The organism is Halomarina rubra, from assembly GCF_023699475.1.
GTDB classification, from domain to species: domain Archaea; phylum Halobacteriota; class Halobacteria; order Halobacteriales; family Haloarculaceae; genus Halomarina; species Halomarina rubra.
Window position 1 is genome coordinate 307,967 of sequence record NZ_JALXFV010000003.1, and the last position, 15,252, is coordinate 323,218.

Here is a 15,252-nt window from a genome sequence, read left to right on the forward strand (position 1 = left end):
GCTCAGCCCAGCACCGTCGGGTCGTCGGTCGGTTCGAGCGTGACGTCGATGCGGTCGCCGACGGCGAAGTCGTGGCCGGGGCAGACGACCTTCGCGCCGAAGCCGTCGTCGCGAGCGAGGAACAGCGAGAGACCCGTCACGCGCTCGCCGTCGGCGAAGACGGCGAGGTCGTTCCAGCGGACGGTCCGGCCGTCGGCGACGCCGACCTCCCGACCGAGCAGCGTCACCGGTCCACTCGTCGCGCCGTGGGCACCGCCGCCCTCGTAGTGGACGAGACCGCCGTCGAGCACCCACCCCTCCTCGGAAGCGACGCCGACGAACCGACCCGGGTCGGGGTGGGCGGGCGCGTCGAGGACGACGAACGTCTCGCCGGCCTCCCGGACGGTGCCGGTTCCGTCCCACTCCAGTGCCAGCGGGTCGACGCCGAGGGCGATTGGGACCGACCCCGACGCCCGGTAGGGGTTCGCGTCGGGCGCGCGGAAGCCGAGGTGGACGTGGTTGTCGACCCACGGCGCGAAGAAGCCGGCACGGACGAGCGTGCCGAGCGAGTCGCCGACGGCGACGCGGTCGCCCGGTTCGACCGCGGGGTCGACGTGGAGCATCCGGGCGACGGTACCCGGTGGTGCGTCGAGCGAGGAGTCGTCGTCGAGTTCGACCAGAATCAGGTGGTCCTCCGCGGCGGCGTACGGTTTGGGTGGGGCACGCACGGAACGCGTGTCGAGCACCTCGCCGGCGACGGGCGAGGGGGCGCTCGTCGCTCGCTGGGGGCCGACTTCGGGGTAGAGGTCGATGGCACAGCCGTCGTCGTGGGCGACGTACGGCGAGTTGTACAGCGACAGTCGCGGGTAGCGTTCCAGCACCGACTCGGGCAGCGTCACCGCCATTGCCCGAGGTAGGGACGGCGGCGGGTTAGCCGCGTCGAAAGCGGCGTCGCGGCCCACCGGGGCTAGCCACGGGGGACCGTCGGCGGCCCCCGAGAGCGGACGGCTTTAGCGCTCGCCGCCCCAACTCCGGGCCATGCGCGTACTGCGGGGACGGGCAGAGGACCCCGAAGCCGACCGAGCGGTGACCCGAACGCTCGTCGAGGACGCTCGCGAGGCCGAGGAGGGAGCGGTCCGGGTGTGGACGCCCCACCGGCAGGTGGCGTTCGGTCGCCGGGACACCCACGCGGAAGGGTACGCGACCGCCCGCACGGCCGCCGCCGACCGGGGGTTCCCGCCACGGGAGCGTCGGGTAGGCGGCCGAGCGGTGGCGTACACCGGCGACACCGTCGCGTTCGCCCGCGTGACACCCGTCGGCGACATGCGCGTCGGCATCGACGAACGCTACGAGGCCGCCGAGCGCGACCTGCTGGCGGCGCTCGACACACTGGGCGTCGACGCCCGGCCGGGGGAACCACCCGACTCGTTCTGTCCGGGCAGTCACTCCATCCAGGCCGACGGGAAGGTCGTGGGCCTCGCTCAGCGCGTCCAGCGGGGCGTCGCGCTCACCGCGGGCATCTGCATCGTGGCCGAGCGCGAGGCCATCGCCGACGTGCTGGCGGCGGTGTACGACGCGCTCGACCAGCCGTTCGACCCGGCGAGCGTCGGCAGCGTCGCGAACGCGGGCGGGCCGAGCGACCCCAACGCGGTCGTCGACGCCATCGAGGACGCGCTGGTCGGCGGCCACGACGCGCGGGTCGAACGCCTCGACGGCTGAACGAGTTCGGCCCCGGCGTCGGCGGCGCATTCGACCCCCACGAATCGACAGAAGGGACAGGATTACCACCGATGCCGACGGACGAGTGGGTATGCTCATCAGGGACGCCCACCTCGCGGACGGGCGAGTCCGAGACGTTCGGGTGCGCGACGGGCGTATCGTGACGGTCGGTCGCAACCTCCAGCAGAACGACTCGTCGGTCGTGGAGGCCGACGGCAACCTGCTCCTGCCCGGCGTCGTCGACGTCCACGTCCACTTCCGCGAACCCGGGTTCTCCCACAAGGAGACCTGGACGACGGGGTCCCGGTGCGCCGCCGCGGGAGGCGTCACGACGGTGGTCGACCAACCCAACACCGACCCCGCGACCACGACGGGCGCGGCGTTCGACGAGAAGGCCGAACTCGCTCGCGAGTCGCTCGTCGACTACGGCATCAACGGCGGCGTCACGCCCGAGTGGGACCCCGAGACGCTGTTCGAGCGCCCGCTGTTCGCGCTCGGCGAGGTGTTCCTCGCGGACTCGACGGGCGACATGGGTATCGACGCCGACCTGTTCGCCGACGCGCTGGAGCGCGCCCGCGACGCCGGCGTCCCCGTGACGGTCCACGCCGAGGACGCCGACCTGTTCTCGGCGGACGCTCGCGAGCGCGACGACCACGACGCCTGGAGCGCCTTCCGCACCGCCGAGGCCGAGATAGCGGCCGTCGAGCGCGCCTGTGGGGTCGCCGAGGACACCGGCACGACCGTCCACGTCGCTCACACCTCCACCCCCGAGGCGGTCGACGTCGCCGCCGAGGCGGAGATGACCTGCGAGGTGACGCCCCACCACCTCTTCCTCTCCCGGGACGACTACGACGACCTGGGCACGTTCGGTCGGATGAACCCGCCGCTCAGGAGCGAGCAGCGCCGAGCGGCGCTGTTCGAGCGCCTGGCCGACGGCACGGTCGATATGGTCGCCACCGACCACGCCCCACACACCCGTGCGGAGAAGGACGCGAGCATCTGGGACGCCCCGAGCGGCGTCCCCGGCGTCGAGACGTCGCTGCCACTGCTGCTCGAAGCCGCCCGTCGAGGCGACCTGAGCTACGAGCGCGTCCGGGACGCCACCGCTCGGAACCCCGCCGAGGTGTTCGGCCTGTCGCAGAAGGGCCGCGTCGCGGAGGGGTACGACGCCGACCTCGTGCTCGTCGACCCCGAGGCCAGTCAGAAGATTCGCGGTGCGGACCTCCACTCGAACTGCGAGTGGACCCCGTTCGAGGGGATGGCCGGCGTGTTCCCGCTGTGGACGATGGTGCGCGGGGAACTGGTGTACGAGCGAACGGAAGGTGGCGAGCGCTTCGGCGAGGCCGTCGGGCGGAACGTCCGGGAGTGAGGAGACGGTCGCGGAACTGCTTCTACGTCGGCCGCCTCAGAGCGCCCCGACGACGCTCCCGAGGAGGGCGACGGCGACCATCGCCCCCGCCCCCGCACCGGCGAGGCGGGCCATCGCCCGCCGTGAGCCGGCTTCGGTCCAGTTCGACTCGGTGTCGAGAAAGCGCTGTGCCGACTCGACGCTCTCGCCGAGGAACACCGACCCCGACCAGCCGAGCGTCCCGAAGCCGAAGACGAGCGCGCCGAGTGCGAACGCCGTCGTACTCGCGGGCCGGGGACCGTCCCCGACGACCAACAACGCGAGGTAGACGGCGGTTCCGAGGGCGCCCCCGACGAGCGCGCTACCGGCCAGCAGGCGGGCGCTAGCCCGCAGGTACCGCCGGAACGCGGCCGTCGAGTCGGACGTGTCGGTCACGTCAGTCGACGGTCTCGCGCATCCGCGGGTCGAGCGCGTCGCGCATCCCGTCACCGAGCAGGTTGAACCCCAGCACGGTCACCGCGAGGAACAGGCCGGGGAAGAACGACCACCACCACTGGCCGCTGAGCAGGCCGTAGTTGACACCCTCCGAGAGCATCGCCCCCCACGAGGGGGTCCCCGCCTGCGCGCCGAACCCGAGGAACGACAGCGCGGCGAGGTCGATGATTGCCAGCCCGAAGTTCAGCGTCGACTGGACGGTGATGGGAGCCAGCGAGTTCGGCAACACGTGCTTGACGAGGATGCGCGGGTCGGTCGCACCGAGCGCGACCGTCGCGTCGACGTACTCGTCTTCGAGCACCTTCAGCGCCGCCCCGCGGACGACACGGGCGAACCGCGGCGTGTAGACGAGCACCAGCGCGATGACGGCGTTGGTGAGACTCGGACCGAAGATGGCGACGAGCGCCAGCGCCAGCAGCAGCGACGGGAACGCGAGCAGCACGTCCATCGTCCGCATGATGACGTTGTCCGTCACGTCGCCGTAGTACGCCGCGAGCGTGCCGAGTCCGACCCCGAGCACCGTCGAGATGCCGACGGTGACGGTGCCCCACTTCAGCGCCAGCCACGAGCCGTACAGCACGCGGTCGAAGATGTTCCGCGCCTGGATGTCCGTCCCGAACGGGTAGGGACAGTTCCCTGCGTTCTGAATGGACTGGCCCACCTTCGACGAGCCACACGGCCCCTGCATCGACGGCGCGGTACCGAGCTTGGAGCTCACGATGGGTGTGAGGTCGGGCGTCAGTCCACCGATCATCACGAACCGGGCGTACAGCGCGACGACGACGAGCATCCCGATGATGCCCAGGCCGATGAGCGCGAGGCGATTCGACAGCAGGTCGGTGAGGAACGGCGAGGCGAACAGGCGGTCGACGAGCCCCCGTTCGCTCGTGTGCTCCTCGCTGGTGGTCTCCGTGCTCATTGGTCGATCCTCGGGTCGAGGTACGAGTAGGTGATGTCGACGCCCAGGTTGACGAGCGTGAACAGCAGTGCGAACAGCAGCACGGTGCCCTGCACGACGGGGTAGTCACCGCTCTGGATGGCTTCGACGAGCAGCGTGCCGATACCCCGGATGTTGAACACCGTCTCGGTGAGGACGGCCCCACCGAGCAGCGACCCGAACTGGATGCCGATGATGGTGACGACCGGAATGAGCGCGTTGCGGAACCCGTGTTTCATCACCGTTATCTTCGCGCCCTGACCCTTCGCGCGGGCGGTCCGCATGTAGTCCTGCCTGATGACCTCCAGCATCGACGAGCGCATCATCCGGGAGATGAGCGCCGTCGCGTAGATGCCGATGACCAGCGCGGGCAGCGCCAGGTGTTGAGCGGCGTCGACGAACGCCGGGATGTCACCGACGAGCAGCGTGTCGACGGTGATGAGCCCCGTTATCTCTGGGTTGTCGTACGCGACGCCGAGGCGACCACTCGTCGGGACGAGGTCCAACTGGACGGCGAACAGCATGATGAGCAGCGGCCCGCTCCAGAAGATAGGGACGCTGATGCCCGCCAGCGCGCCGATGCGCGTGAAGTGGTCGGTCAACGAGTCCTGTTTGACCGCGCTCAGCACGCCCAGCGGCAGTCCGATGAGGATGCCGAACAGTTGGCCGAGCAGGGCGAGTTCGAGCGTCGTCGGGAAGAACGTCTGGAGCACCGTCGAGACGGGCGTACCCTGCCGGACGGTGTACGACCGACCGAAGTCGAACGTCACGACGTCGCCGAGGAACCGACCGTACTGGATCCAGATGGGGTCGTTCAACCCGAGGTCGTTCTCGATGCGCTGGACGAACGCCTCGCTCGCTCGGGCACCCGCGATGACCCGCGCCGGGTTCCCCGGCGAGAGGTGCAGGATAGCGAACACGAGCGTCGCGACGCCCAGCAACACCGGGACGAGCAACAGCAGTCGCTTCAGTATAAATCGTTTAGATGTCATGTTGAAACTGACTCGGACGCGGCCGAGTCGTTACCTCACTCGATGGAGACTTCGTTGAGCGCCGGCCCGCTGATGGGCGAGACGGTGAACCCGGACACCGCGCTGCTGACACCGCGCAGCTCCTCGGTGTGGGTCATGAACACCCACGGCGCTTCCTCGTTGACGAGTTCGCCGATCTGCTTGTACGTCTCCTCGCGGCTCCCCTCGTCGTAGGACTGCTGGGCCTCCGAGACGAGGTCCATGAACTCGGTGTTCGCCCACATCGAGCGGTTGCCGGTGTTGACACCCTCGGTGTCCCAGCTGAGCCAGTCCTGACCCTCGGGCACCGTGCTCGTCTCCACCTGCGGGTGGAGCAGCGGGTAGTAGAAGTTGTCCGGGTCGGCGTTGTCCGAGATCCACCCGAGGAAACAGGCGTCGTGCTTGCCCTCCGCGGTGTACTCCAGATACGGGTCCCACTGCTGCTGGTTGATTTCGATCTCGACACCGACCTCCGAGAGGTTCGTCCGGACGGTCTGGGCGGTCTGGACCGGCGACGCGAAGTACGGTCGTGGGTTCGTCATCGTCTCCAGCTGGAACGTGAGGTCACTGTAGCCGGCCTCCTCCAGCAGCGACTGCGCCTGCTCGGGGTCGTGGGGGTACGGGTCGACGTTCTCGTTGTGGCCCATCACCGTCGGCGGAACCGGCTGGCTGGCACGCGTCGCCAGCCCCTTGTAGATGTTCTCGACGATGGCCTGCGTGTTGATGGCGTAGTTGATGGCCTGGCGGACGCGCTTGTCGCGGAACGCCTCGACGCGTGCCATGTTGAACGCGAGATAACCGACGGTCATCCCTTCCGTGCGCTGAACGCTCGCGGCGTCGCTGTTCTCGAGGGTCTGGATGGACTGTGCGTCCATCCCGTCGATGATGTGGGACTCGCCCGCGACGAGCTGCTGGGTCCGCGTCGAGTTGTCGCCGACACCCTGGAAGACGACCTCGCCGACCGAGGGCGTCGTCCCCCAGTACTCGCCGTTGGCGGCCAGTCGGATGCGCTGGTTGCTCGTGTCCCACTCGTCGAAGCTGAACGGGCCACTGCCGACCGGGTCGCTGGAGAAGTCGTGACCCTCCTCGATGAGGCTCTTCGGCATCACGGCCATCGCGAACACCGCGAGGTTCCGCAGGAACGGCGCGTACTGACTGTCGAGTTCGATGGTGAGTTCGGTCTCGCTCGATGCCTCGACGTTCGTGACCTTGCTCAGCAGGTACCCACCGTAGTACGACTGCTTGGCACCGGAGACGCCCTCGTCGTCGGTCATCCCGATGAAGGACTCGTACTCCTCGTCGACGAACCGGCGGTACGTCGCGATGAAGTCCTCGGCGGTGACGGTGTCACCGTTGTGGAACGTCGCGTCCTCGCGGAGCGTCAGCGTCGCCGTCGTGCCGTCGAGTTCGTACTCCGTCGCCAGCCCCTCGACGAGCGAGGACGCGCCGGTCTCGAACTTGATGAGCGTGTCGTACACCTGGTTGATGACCTTCGCGTCCTCACCGGAGGTCGTGTTCTGTGGGTCGAGCGTCGCGGAGTCGCTCCCGCGACCGTAGATGAGCGTCCCACCGGAGCCACCGCCGCCCCCACCGCCACCGGTGCCGTTACCGTCGCCACCGCCCGTGCCGTTACCGTCGCCACCGCCCGTGCCGTTACCGGACGGCTCTTCGTCGTCGCCGCCACCGAGACAGCCGGCCAGCGAGGCGGCCGCCGCGGTACTGCCGGCTACTTTGAGAAACGTTCGTCTAGACGTGTCATCCTGAGCCATACCCACACACGGCACATCGTGACTGATAACTCTACCGGAGTGTGAAAACGGCAATTAACTCACAGTCGGGCGATTCTACTCGTCGAGAGACTATCGGTCGTCGTCCCCACCCGACTGTTCGTAGAGGTGGCACGCCGCCGGGTGAGGTGCGTCCTGGAGGCGCGGGCGGTCGCGCTCACACACCGTCTCGAACCGCTCGCGGAGCGTCTCGGCGGCCGCCTCGCGGTCGTCGGCGAGCAGGTGTTCGACCGCTTTCTCGACCGTCGTCCGGTTCGTTCCGGTCAGACGCGTCTCGAACAGGTCGTCGACGACCGAGGTGGCGTCGGTGCGGGTCGCCGTGTCAGTGACGCCGCTGGCCTCGGTGCCGCCGTCGGCCGCCGCCGCCGGCGTCTCGGGGTCGCGCAGCGCCGCGACGTCGACGCGGTCCTCCTCGACGCGCTGGCGGAAGTCCATCACCTCGCGGAACGTCTCCTGCTCGATGTCGACGTCCGACGGCGGGATGACCGACGGACAGCGCGTTCGGAACCGACACCCCGAAGGCGGGTCGACGGGACTCGGGACGTCCCCCGAGAGGATGACGCGGTCGGCGGTCACCGTCGGGTCGGGCGTCGGAATCGCCGAGAGCAACGCTCGCGTGTAGGGGTGTTTCGGGTCGTCGAACAGTTCGTCGGTCGCCGCCACCTCGACGACCTCGCCGAGGTACATCACGGCGATGCGGTCACAGATGTGCCGGACGACCGAGAGGTCGTGGGCGATGAACAGGTACGTCAGGCCGAACTCCTCCTGGAGTTCCTCCATGAGGTTGAGTATCTGGGCCTGGACGCTCACGTCGAGGGCGCTCACCGGTTCGTCACAGACGATGAAGTCGGGGTCGACGGCCAGCGCGCGGGCGATACCGACGCGCTGGCGCTGGCCCCCGGACATCTCGTGGGGGTAGCGGTCGCGCTGGTTCGGGTCGAGACCGACCGCCTCCATCAGTTCGGTGACGCGCTCGCGGCGCTGGTCGCTCCTGGAGGTTCCGTCGTCGGGCGCTTCCGCCGGCAGGTCGTGTATCTTCAGCGGTTCGGCGATGGTCGCCGCGACGGTCTGGCGGGGGTCGAGGCTCGACAGCGGGTCCTGGAATATCATCTGCATGTCCCGCCGTTTCTTCCGGAGCGCGGACTTCGAGAGGCCGCCGACGTCGTCGCCCGCGAACACGACCGTCCCGTCGGTCGGTTCGAGCAGGCGGAGGATGGACCGTCCCGTCGTCGACTTCCCACAGCCGGACTCGCCGACGAGACCGAGCGTCTCGCGTTCGTGGACGGTGAGGTCGACGCCGTCGACTGCCTTCACGGTGCCGAGGTCGCCGCCGAGCCACTCGTCGAGCAGCCCGTCGGCCCGCGAGAAGTGCTTCTTCAGCCCCTTGGCCTCCAGAATCGGCTCGCCCGTCGGCGTCTTCGAGGTGGCGGCGATGCCGGCGTCGGTGCCGTACTCGCTCGTGTCGAAGTCGTCGAGGATGCACTTCGCCCGGTGGTCGACCTCCTCGGGACCACGGTCGCTCGCGCTCCCTGCTCCCGGCCCACTGTTCTCGCCGGGACCGTGCTGGAGGAACGGGATGTCGCCCTCGGTACACTCCGGTTTCGCCCACGGACAGCGCGGCGCGAAGTGACACCCCTCGGGCATGTCGATGAGGTCCGGGACGTTGCCCTCGATGGGCGTCAGGCGCTCGGCGTCCTCGCTGGGGATGGACTCGAGCAGCGTGTACGTGTAGGGGTGAGAGGGGTTCTGGAATATCTCTTCGACCGGTCCCTCCTCGACGATTTCTCCCGCGTACATCACGGCGACGCGGTCGCACGTCTCGGCGACGACCCCGAGGTCGTGGGTGATCATCAGCACCGACATCCCGAGGTCGTCCTGGAGGTCGTTGATGAGGTCGAGTATCTGCGCCTGGATGGTGACGTCGAGTGCGGTGGTCGGCTCGTCGGCGATGAGCAACTGCGGGCGACACGCCAGCGCGATGGCGATGAGGACGCGCTGGCGCATCCCTCCCGAGAACTCGTGGGGGTGTTCGTCGACGCGCTGGGCGGGTTCGGGGATGCCGACCTCCGCGAGCAGGTCGACGGCCTCCTCGCGGACCTCCTCGTTCAGGCCGCTCCGCGAGAGCGCCTCGCGGACGGCGTTGAACCACGAGTCCTTCTTGCGGCCGCCGTAGCGGTGCAGGCGCAGCGACTCGGCGACCTGTTCGCCGACGGTGAGCGCCGGGTTGAGCGAGGTCATGGGGTCCTGGAAGATCATCCCCATGTCGCCGCCCCGAATCTCGCGCATCACCTTCTCGGGCGCGTCGGTCAGGTCGACGCGGCCGGCCTCGATGTGGACGGTGCCGTCGACGTCGCCGGCGGCGATCTGTTTCGGCGACTCCCGGGCGGCGCGGGCGACCTCGTCGGGGTCGCTCGTCGAGCCGTCGCGGGCGGTTCCGGCTTCGACGTGGATGTAGCCGTCGTGGTCGGGCGTGGCGATTCCCTTCGGATAGCGGCGAGCGAGTCGGCGGACGGTCTCGACGGCCCGGAACGAGACGCTCCCGCCGGCGATGCGGCCGGGGCTGTCGATGAGGTCCATCGCCGACAGGGCGGTGACGGACTTGCCCGAGCCCGACTCGCCGACGAGACCGACCGTCTCGCCCTCGCGGACGGTGAGGTCGACGCCGTCGACTGCCTTGACCGCGCCGCGGTCGGTGTCGAACTGCGTACGAAGGTCGGAGAGAGAGAGTAACTCGTCTGCGGTCACATCCGGCGTTGGACGAACTGAAGTAAATCGTTTTGGGAGTCCGCCTCACGGGCCGAGATACCACATGAGTAACGCGTTTACGTCGGGAGCCGCCACGGCGAGTATGGACCAGACACCCGACGCCGACCGCGAACACCCCATCGAGCGCGTCGCCGACCACTGGGAGGCGGTCGTCGACGACATGAACGCGACCGCCGACCAGCTCCGCGACGCCGGTGCCGACGTCGTCGAACTCCACCCCGGGGACGTCGTCCCCCGCCCCGACCTCGGCGGGTTCGACGTCCTCGTCCCGAACTCGGAGTTCGACGCGCTGCGCGAGGTGGTCGCCGACACCGCGCTCCCGGCGACGGACGTGTTCCGGGCGCAGGCCGACGACGTCGCGTTCTTCGTCGCCGTCCTCGCCGCCGACGACGGCTCGGCGGCCGTCTGCTGTCCGCTGTACTACCACCTCACCGACGACGAGGTGGCACAGCTCCAGCGCGACGTCTACCAGGAGGGGTCGCTGCGGGCGTTCGTCCGCCCGCTCGCCAACGACGAGGCGGTCGTCCTGCAGTTCGACGACCCGGACGTGTTCTTCGGTGGCGAGGCCGACGACACGGACGACGCGCCCGCGGTCGACGGCGACGGGACCGCGTAGGGCGGACCGAACCGTCTGTGACGGCACGCCGCCCACCGAGATGGGCCGCTCGCTCCCGTCGTCTCACTCCTCGGTTTCTTCCTCGCGCAACTCGGCGCTCGCCGCGCGCACCTCGCGCATCACGCTGGAGATGCGCTCTTCGGCCTCCAGTTCCTCCTCGACGCTCAGGTCGACGCCCTCCACTTCCAGCAGGAACTTCGCGACCTCCGTCGCCTCGTACATCACGTCGTCCAGCTCCTCGGCGGTGAAGAAGTCGCACATCGCGCCGTAGAGGAACGTCGCGCCCGCCTTGCGTATCTTGTCCTCGAACGCCGAGCGCGCCTGGTTGACCGCCTGTGGCGTGTAGGTGTCCTCCATGAACGGGACGAGTTCGGGGAGGTTCTCGCCGATCTTCGTCATCTCGACGCCCGTCTCGGTGCGGAAGTCGGAACAGAGGCGCGCGATTGCCCACTCCCGAGCGGTGATGTACGTGCGGTCGCGCAGGAACTGGTTGGCGCGGTCGTACGTCGCGCCGTCTATCTTCTTGAACCGCGCGTACTTGGCGACGTCCTCGGGTACGTCGCGTTCCTCCTCGACGCTCTCGGGGTCGGGGACGCCCGGCTGGGCGCTCGGGGACGACTCGTTCGGGGCGTCACCCGGTGACTCGTCGGCCGGGGGGGCGGCGGCCGAGGCGTCGCTCTCGTGGCCGTTCGTCGTGGCGTCGGTCGGGGACTCCTCGGCGTGCGTCTCCCCGACGGCGTTCGTCTCGGGGGTGGTCTCCTCGTCGGACCCGGCGTGTTCGGGCGACTCCTCGCTCATGACACGTCCTGATTGGTCGGCGAGTAAGAGCGTGTCGCCGTCCGGGCGGTGAAACTGAACGTGGACGGACGCGGGGACGCCGGAGGAGCGCCCCGACGGTTCACGGTCTTTCGACCGCCGTCTTCGGCTCGACGAGCACCACCGAGCGCCGGGAGGCTTTTGGGACCGCCGAGCGACGACAGTACCATGCGAACGCTGGTCGGTATCGGTGGCAGCGACGACTCGCTGCGCGCGCTGGCGGTGGCGCTGGAGCGGGCACAGGACGCCGGCGACGAGGTGACGGTCGCCGTCGTCGAGAACCCCGACTCCGACCTCTCGGTCGAGGAGGTCGAGACGCGCGTCCACGAGCACCTCGACGAGCGGACACTGGACGCCGACGTCCGGGTCCTGCGCGGGCATCCCGGGAGCCAACTCGTCGACGTCGCCGACAGCGAGGGGTTCGACCGCATCGTCCTCGGCGGCGGCGAGACCAGTCCGCTCGGGAAGATCAGCATCGGGAGCATCGCCGAGTTCGTCCTGCTGAACGCCAACACCTCGGTGACCCTGATTCGATGAGTCCCGACCGCCTCTACCCCGACGACCCCGCCGAGGCGTTCGACCGGCCGCCGGTCGAGTTCGACGACAGGGAGGGCCGGCCGGTGACCATCCAGCGCTACGACGGGAGCGAGGACGGCTTCGAGTCGCTCGTCGAGATGTACGTCGCGTTCGACCCCGAGGACCGCGCCCAGGGCATCCCGCCGACGGGCGAACAGCAGGTCCGCGACTGGCTGGACCACATCCTCACCGACGACTGCGTCAACGTCGTCGCCGTCCTCGAAGACGGCCGGCGCATCGGCCACGCGACGCTCGTCCCGGACGTCCCCGAATCGCGCCGCGACGCCGGCGACGGGTCGGAGGCGTACGAACTCGCCATCTTCGTCCTCGCGGCGTACCAGGGCGCGGGCATCGGGACGCGACTCATCCGGGCGCTGCTCGGCGCGGGTCAGGAGTCCGAACTCGAACGCGTCTGGCTCACCGTCGAACGCTGGAACCACCCGGCTGTGGCGCTCTACAAGAAGGTCGGCTTCGAGACCTCGCGCACCGAGAGCTTCGAACTGGAGATGTCGTTGCGACTGCGCTGAGGGGCCACCCCAGCGACCGCTCGGACCCGGCTCAGACCGACAACACCGGCTGTTCTGCGTACTGGAGGACGTAGCCCGCGGCCTTCCCGAGCAGCGCCGAGGGGCGCTGGCGAGGGACGACGACGAAGTCCGCGTCCACGTCCTCGCTGGCGTCGAGGACGACGCTCCCGGGGTGCTGGGCGAGCGTCGCGGTCGTGAACCCGTACGCCGAGGAGTGTCTGACCGGGACGTCGCCAGCGAGCATCTGGGTGGCGACCATCATCTCCTGGGTGTGGCTCTCGGCCTCGTGGTCGAGCAGGTACAGCGCGTGGACCCCACCGTCGTGTCGGTCCGCGACGGCGACGGCGACCTCGACGGCGCGCACCGACTGAGGGCTCCCGTCGACGGGGACGAACACCGTCTCGATGTCCATACCGACCCCACCGCGAGCGAGAGCAAAAACCCTCTGGGGCGTCGGTCGGCCGATAGGACTATCGCGGACCCTAGTGTAGATAAACTGTCAAATGGTCCCCGAGACGCCCCCCTCCGCAGATGAGGCGTTCGCGCTCCTCGCCAACCCCGACCGACGGGCGGTCCTGCGCGCGCTCCGCGACCACGGTTCGCTCGACGAACTGGCACTCGCTCGCCACGTCGCCGCGGCCCGGGAGACCGACGGTGGGGCCGACCCCACCGAGACGGACGGCGAGGACACGGTCGACACTGAGCGTGTCCGTGCGGTCCACCTCTCGCTCTGGCACGTCCACCTGCCGCGACTCGACGAGACCGCACTCCTCGACCACGACCGGGGCGACCGAATCGTCGCCCCCGGTCCCGCCCTGGCGGCGGTCGAACCGTTGCTGGCCTACGCCGACGCCTACCCGGGCGACGCCCACTCTCCCGAGGACGCTCGCTCGCCCGACGGCGGGACCGACGGGTGAACGGCCGGGCGACGACCATCGGTTATTAGCCACCGCACCGCGCAGGGTCGGACATGTTCGAGACGGTCGTCATCGCCAGCGACGCCAGTCCGAGCGCGGAGCGAGCGGTCACGGTCGCACTCGACTTCGCCGAGCGCTTCGACGCCGACGTTCACGTCCTCTCGGTCGTCGAAGACGACGGCCACGAGCAGTTGATACGGACCCGACTCGCGCGCTTCGGCGCGTCGCTCGACCGGTCCGTGACGACTGCCGTCCGTCGCGGCGACCCCGCGGACGCCATCCTCCGGTACGTCGAGCGCGTCGACGCGGACCTCGTCGCCACCGGCACACGGGGCCGGGACAGCCCCTACTCCTACCACCTCGGGAGCGTCGCCGAGCGCATCGCCCACGACTGCCCGGTGCCGGTGTTGACCGTCCGGCAACTGGAGGCCGTCCGGGAGTAGCGCGGGCCGACGCCCCCGCGACGACCCCGCGAGGACCTCGTGTCGACACGAGCGAGAGACGGCCCACGCCGGGCGCTGTCGGTCGCGTCCGGTCCGTCCCGCTTCGTCCGGCGAACCACGTCTTTCATCCCGCTGGCCCCGCTCTGAGTGCCATGGACGAAACTCTCATCGACAGCGACACCCTCCCGCTCTCGCGGAAGTCGGTCCTCCCCGGCGCGGGCTTCTTCACCCCCGACCGCGAGGGGCCGAGCGAGGACCGCATCGCCCGACTCGGACGCGCCGAGACGGTCGTCGTCGCGGACGGCGACGCCGACGGCCTGGGCTGTGTCGCGCTGATTCGCGAGGCGCGCGAGGACCCCCGCCTCGACGTCTCGGTCGAGGACGACGAGATAACTTACGAGGGCACCGTCCCGGTCGTCCCGACGTCGCCCCACCGCCTCTCGGAAGCGCTCGAACAGGTCGTCGAGTACACCCCCGAGGGCGTCGAGGTGTTCGTCTGCGACCTCTGTCCGGACCGCGAGGGCGACGTCGAAGCGCTCCCGGCGCTCGTCGAGCACGCCGCCTCGGTGTCGTGGTTCGACCACCACCAGTGGGACGAGGACCTCGCGGCGCTCGTCCGGGCGAACGACGTCGAACTGGTCGTCGGCGAGTCCGACGAGGAGTGTACGACTGACGTCGCCCTCCGCAGCCTCGACCACGAGTTCGACGAGAAGTACCGGGACCTCGCCGCCGTGACGCGCGACCACGACCTCTGGCTGCGCGAGGACCCCCGTTCGGACGACCTCGCGGACTTCGCGTACTGGGGGTACTACGAACTGTACGTCGAGGTCGTCCGCGAGCACGGCGCGGACCTGCCCAGCGAGGTCGAACGCTACCTCGAAGAACGCCGCGTCGAGAAGCAGGCGCTCATCGACCAGGCCGTCGAGCGCGCCGAACTCCACACCATCGACGGCGTCGTCGTCGCGGCCACCTACGGTCGGTGTTCGCAGAACGAGGTGTGTGAGACCCTTCGCGAGCGTGGCGCGGACGCCGCGGTCGTCGTCAAACCCTCCGGGAGCGCCTCCATCCGCGGTAGCGACGGGTTCGAGCGCTGTCACGAGGTCGCCGGGCAGGTCAACGGTGGGGGCCACCCCAAGGCCGCGGGCTGCAAGCCCGACATCTACGACGACATGCTCGACTACGCCCACCACTGGACGACCCGCGGCGCAGTCACCAAGCAGGTCATCCTCGACGCGTTCCGGGCGCTCCCCGAGCAGGACGACGAGGGCGTCGACACCGAACGGTAGGCGGTCGTCGTACCACCGAGAACCGTCGGG

16 protein-coding genes are annotated in these 15,252 nt (G+C 69.5%); 8 read left to right on the forward strand and 8 right to left on the reverse strand.

Features of this window, described 5'->3' with window-relative positions; genetic code table 11:
• Positions 1-2: 2 nt before the first annotated feature.
• Positions 3-884, reverse strand: a complete 882-nt coding sequence (locus tag M1L36_RS06790; RefSeq protein ID WP_250872966.1) for a DUF8155 domain-containing protein — start codon at positions 882-884, stop codon at positions 3-5.
• A gap of 133 nt (positions 885-1,017) precedes the next feature.
• Here M1L36_RS06790 and M1L36_RS06795 point away from each other — a divergent pair, with 133 nt between their 5' ends.
• Together M1L36_RS06795 and M1L36_RS06800 are read left to right on the forward strand one after the other, a co-directional pair.
• A complete protein-coding gene (locus tag M1L36_RS06795; protein WP_250872967.1) occupies positions 1,018-1,698 on the forward strand; it encodes a lipoyl protein ligase domain-containing protein in 681 nt (226 codons plus the stop codon).
• A 91-nt stretch (positions 1,699-1,789) separates the two neighbouring features.
• Positions 1,790-3,067: a dihydroorotase gene (locus M1L36_RS06800; protein WP_250872968.1), complete on the forward strand. Its 1,278-nt coding sequence runs from the start codon at positions 1,790-1,792 to the stop codon at positions 3,065-3,067.
• A 36-nt stretch (positions 3,068-3,103) separates the two neighbouring features.
• Here M1L36_RS06800 and M1L36_RS06805 read toward each other — a convergent pair whose 3' ends face one another.
• The 5 genes from M1L36_RS06805 to M1L36_RS06825 all read right to left on the reverse strand — a co-directional run bounded on the left by M1L36_RS06805 (position 3,104) and on the right by M1L36_RS06825 (position 10,020).
• Positions 3,104-3,481, reverse strand: coding sequence for a DUF7268 family protein (locus M1L36_RS06805; protein WP_250872969.1), 378 nt, complete (start codon positions 3,479-3,481; stop codon positions 3,104-3,106).
• 1 nt (position 3,482) lies between these two features.
• Positions 3,483-4,460 carry an ABC transporter permease gene (locus tag M1L36_RS06810; RefSeq protein ID WP_250872970.1) on the reverse strand — a complete coding sequence of 326 codons (978 nt, stop codon included), beginning with the start codon at positions 4,458-4,460 and terminating at the stop codon, positions 3,483-3,485.
• The gene (locus M1L36_RS06815; RefSeq protein ID WP_250872971.1) at positions 4,457-5,470 is read right to left on the reverse strand and encodes an ABC transporter permease; all 1,014 of its coding nucleotides are present in this window, start codon (positions 5,468-5,470) and stop codon (positions 4,457-4,459) included. Before M1L36_RS06815 ends, M1L36_RS06810 begins: the two co-directional genes overlap by 4 nt.
• Positions 5,471-5,505: 35 nt before the next feature.
• Positions 5,506-7,257, reverse strand: coding sequence for an ABC transporter substrate-binding protein (locus M1L36_RS06820; RefSeq protein WP_250872972.1), 1,752 nt, complete (start codon positions 7,255-7,257; stop codon positions 5,506-5,508).
• 90 nt (positions 7,258-7,347) lie between these two features.
• A complete protein-coding gene (locus M1L36_RS06825) occupies positions 7,348-10,020 on the reverse strand; it encodes a dipeptide ABC transporter ATP-binding protein (RefSeq protein WP_250872973.1) in 2,673 nt (890 codons plus the stop codon).
• A gap of 103 nt (positions 10,021-10,123) precedes the next feature.
• On the opposite strand from M1L36_RS06825, the gene M1L36_RS06830 reads away from it, so the two are divergent.
• The gene (locus M1L36_RS06830; protein WP_250872974.1) at positions 10,124-10,657 is read left to right on the forward strand and encodes a DUF7529 family protein; all 534 of its coding nucleotides are present in this window, start codon (positions 10,124-10,126) and stop codon (positions 10,655-10,657) included.
• 63 nt (positions 10,658-10,720) lie between these two features.
• Here the strand turns inward: M1L36_RS06830 and M1L36_RS06835 are convergent, their stop codons facing one another.
• Positions 10,721-11,455: a DUF5806 family protein gene (locus M1L36_RS06835; protein WP_250872975.1), complete on the reverse strand. Its 735-nt coding sequence runs from the start codon at positions 11,453-11,455 to the stop codon at positions 10,721-10,723.
• Between the two features lie 186 nt (positions 11,456-11,641).
• Here M1L36_RS06835 and M1L36_RS06840 point away from each other — a divergent pair, with 186 nt between their 5' ends.
• Together M1L36_RS06840 and M1L36_RS06845 are read left to right on the forward strand one after the other, a co-directional pair.
• A complete protein-coding gene (locus M1L36_RS06840) occupies positions 11,642-12,010 on the forward strand; it encodes a universal stress protein (protein WP_250872976.1) in 369 nt (122 codons plus the stop codon).
• Entirely contained in the window at positions 12,007-12,576 is a 570-nt protein-coding gene (locus M1L36_RS06845) for a GNAT family N-acetyltransferase (protein ID WP_250872977.1), read from the forward strand. Before M1L36_RS06840 ends, M1L36_RS06845 begins: the two co-directional genes overlap by 4 nt.
• Before the next feature lie 31 nt (positions 12,577-12,607).
• Here the strand turns inward: M1L36_RS06845 and M1L36_RS06850 are convergent, their stop codons facing one another.
• Complete coding sequence (locus M1L36_RS06850; protein WP_250872978.1) at positions 12,608-12,988, reverse strand: universal stress protein; 381 nt, start codon at positions 12,986-12,988, stop codon at positions 12,608-12,610.
• A 91-nt stretch (positions 12,989-13,079) separates the two neighbouring features.
• Here M1L36_RS06850 and M1L36_RS06855 point away from each other — a divergent pair, with 91 nt between their 5' ends.
• The 3 genes from M1L36_RS06855 to M1L36_RS06865 all read left to right on the forward strand — a co-directional run bounded on the left by M1L36_RS06855 (position 13,080) and on the right by M1L36_RS06865 (position 15,222).
• Entirely contained in the window at positions 13,080-13,493 is a 414-nt protein-coding gene (locus tag M1L36_RS06855; RefSeq protein ID WP_250872979.1) for a DUF7344 domain-containing protein, read from the forward strand.
• Between the two features lie 53 nt (positions 13,494-13,546).
• Complete coding sequence (locus M1L36_RS06860) at positions 13,547-13,936, forward strand: universal stress protein (RefSeq protein ID WP_250872980.1); 390 nt, start codon at positions 13,547-13,549, stop codon at positions 13,934-13,936.
• Between the two features lie 152 nt (positions 13,937-14,088).
• Positions 14,089-15,222, forward strand: a complete 1,134-nt coding sequence (locus M1L36_RS06865) for a DHH family phosphoesterase (RefSeq protein ID WP_250872981.1) — start codon at positions 14,089-14,091, stop codon at positions 15,220-15,222.
• Positions 15,223-15,252: the final 30 nt, after the last annotated feature.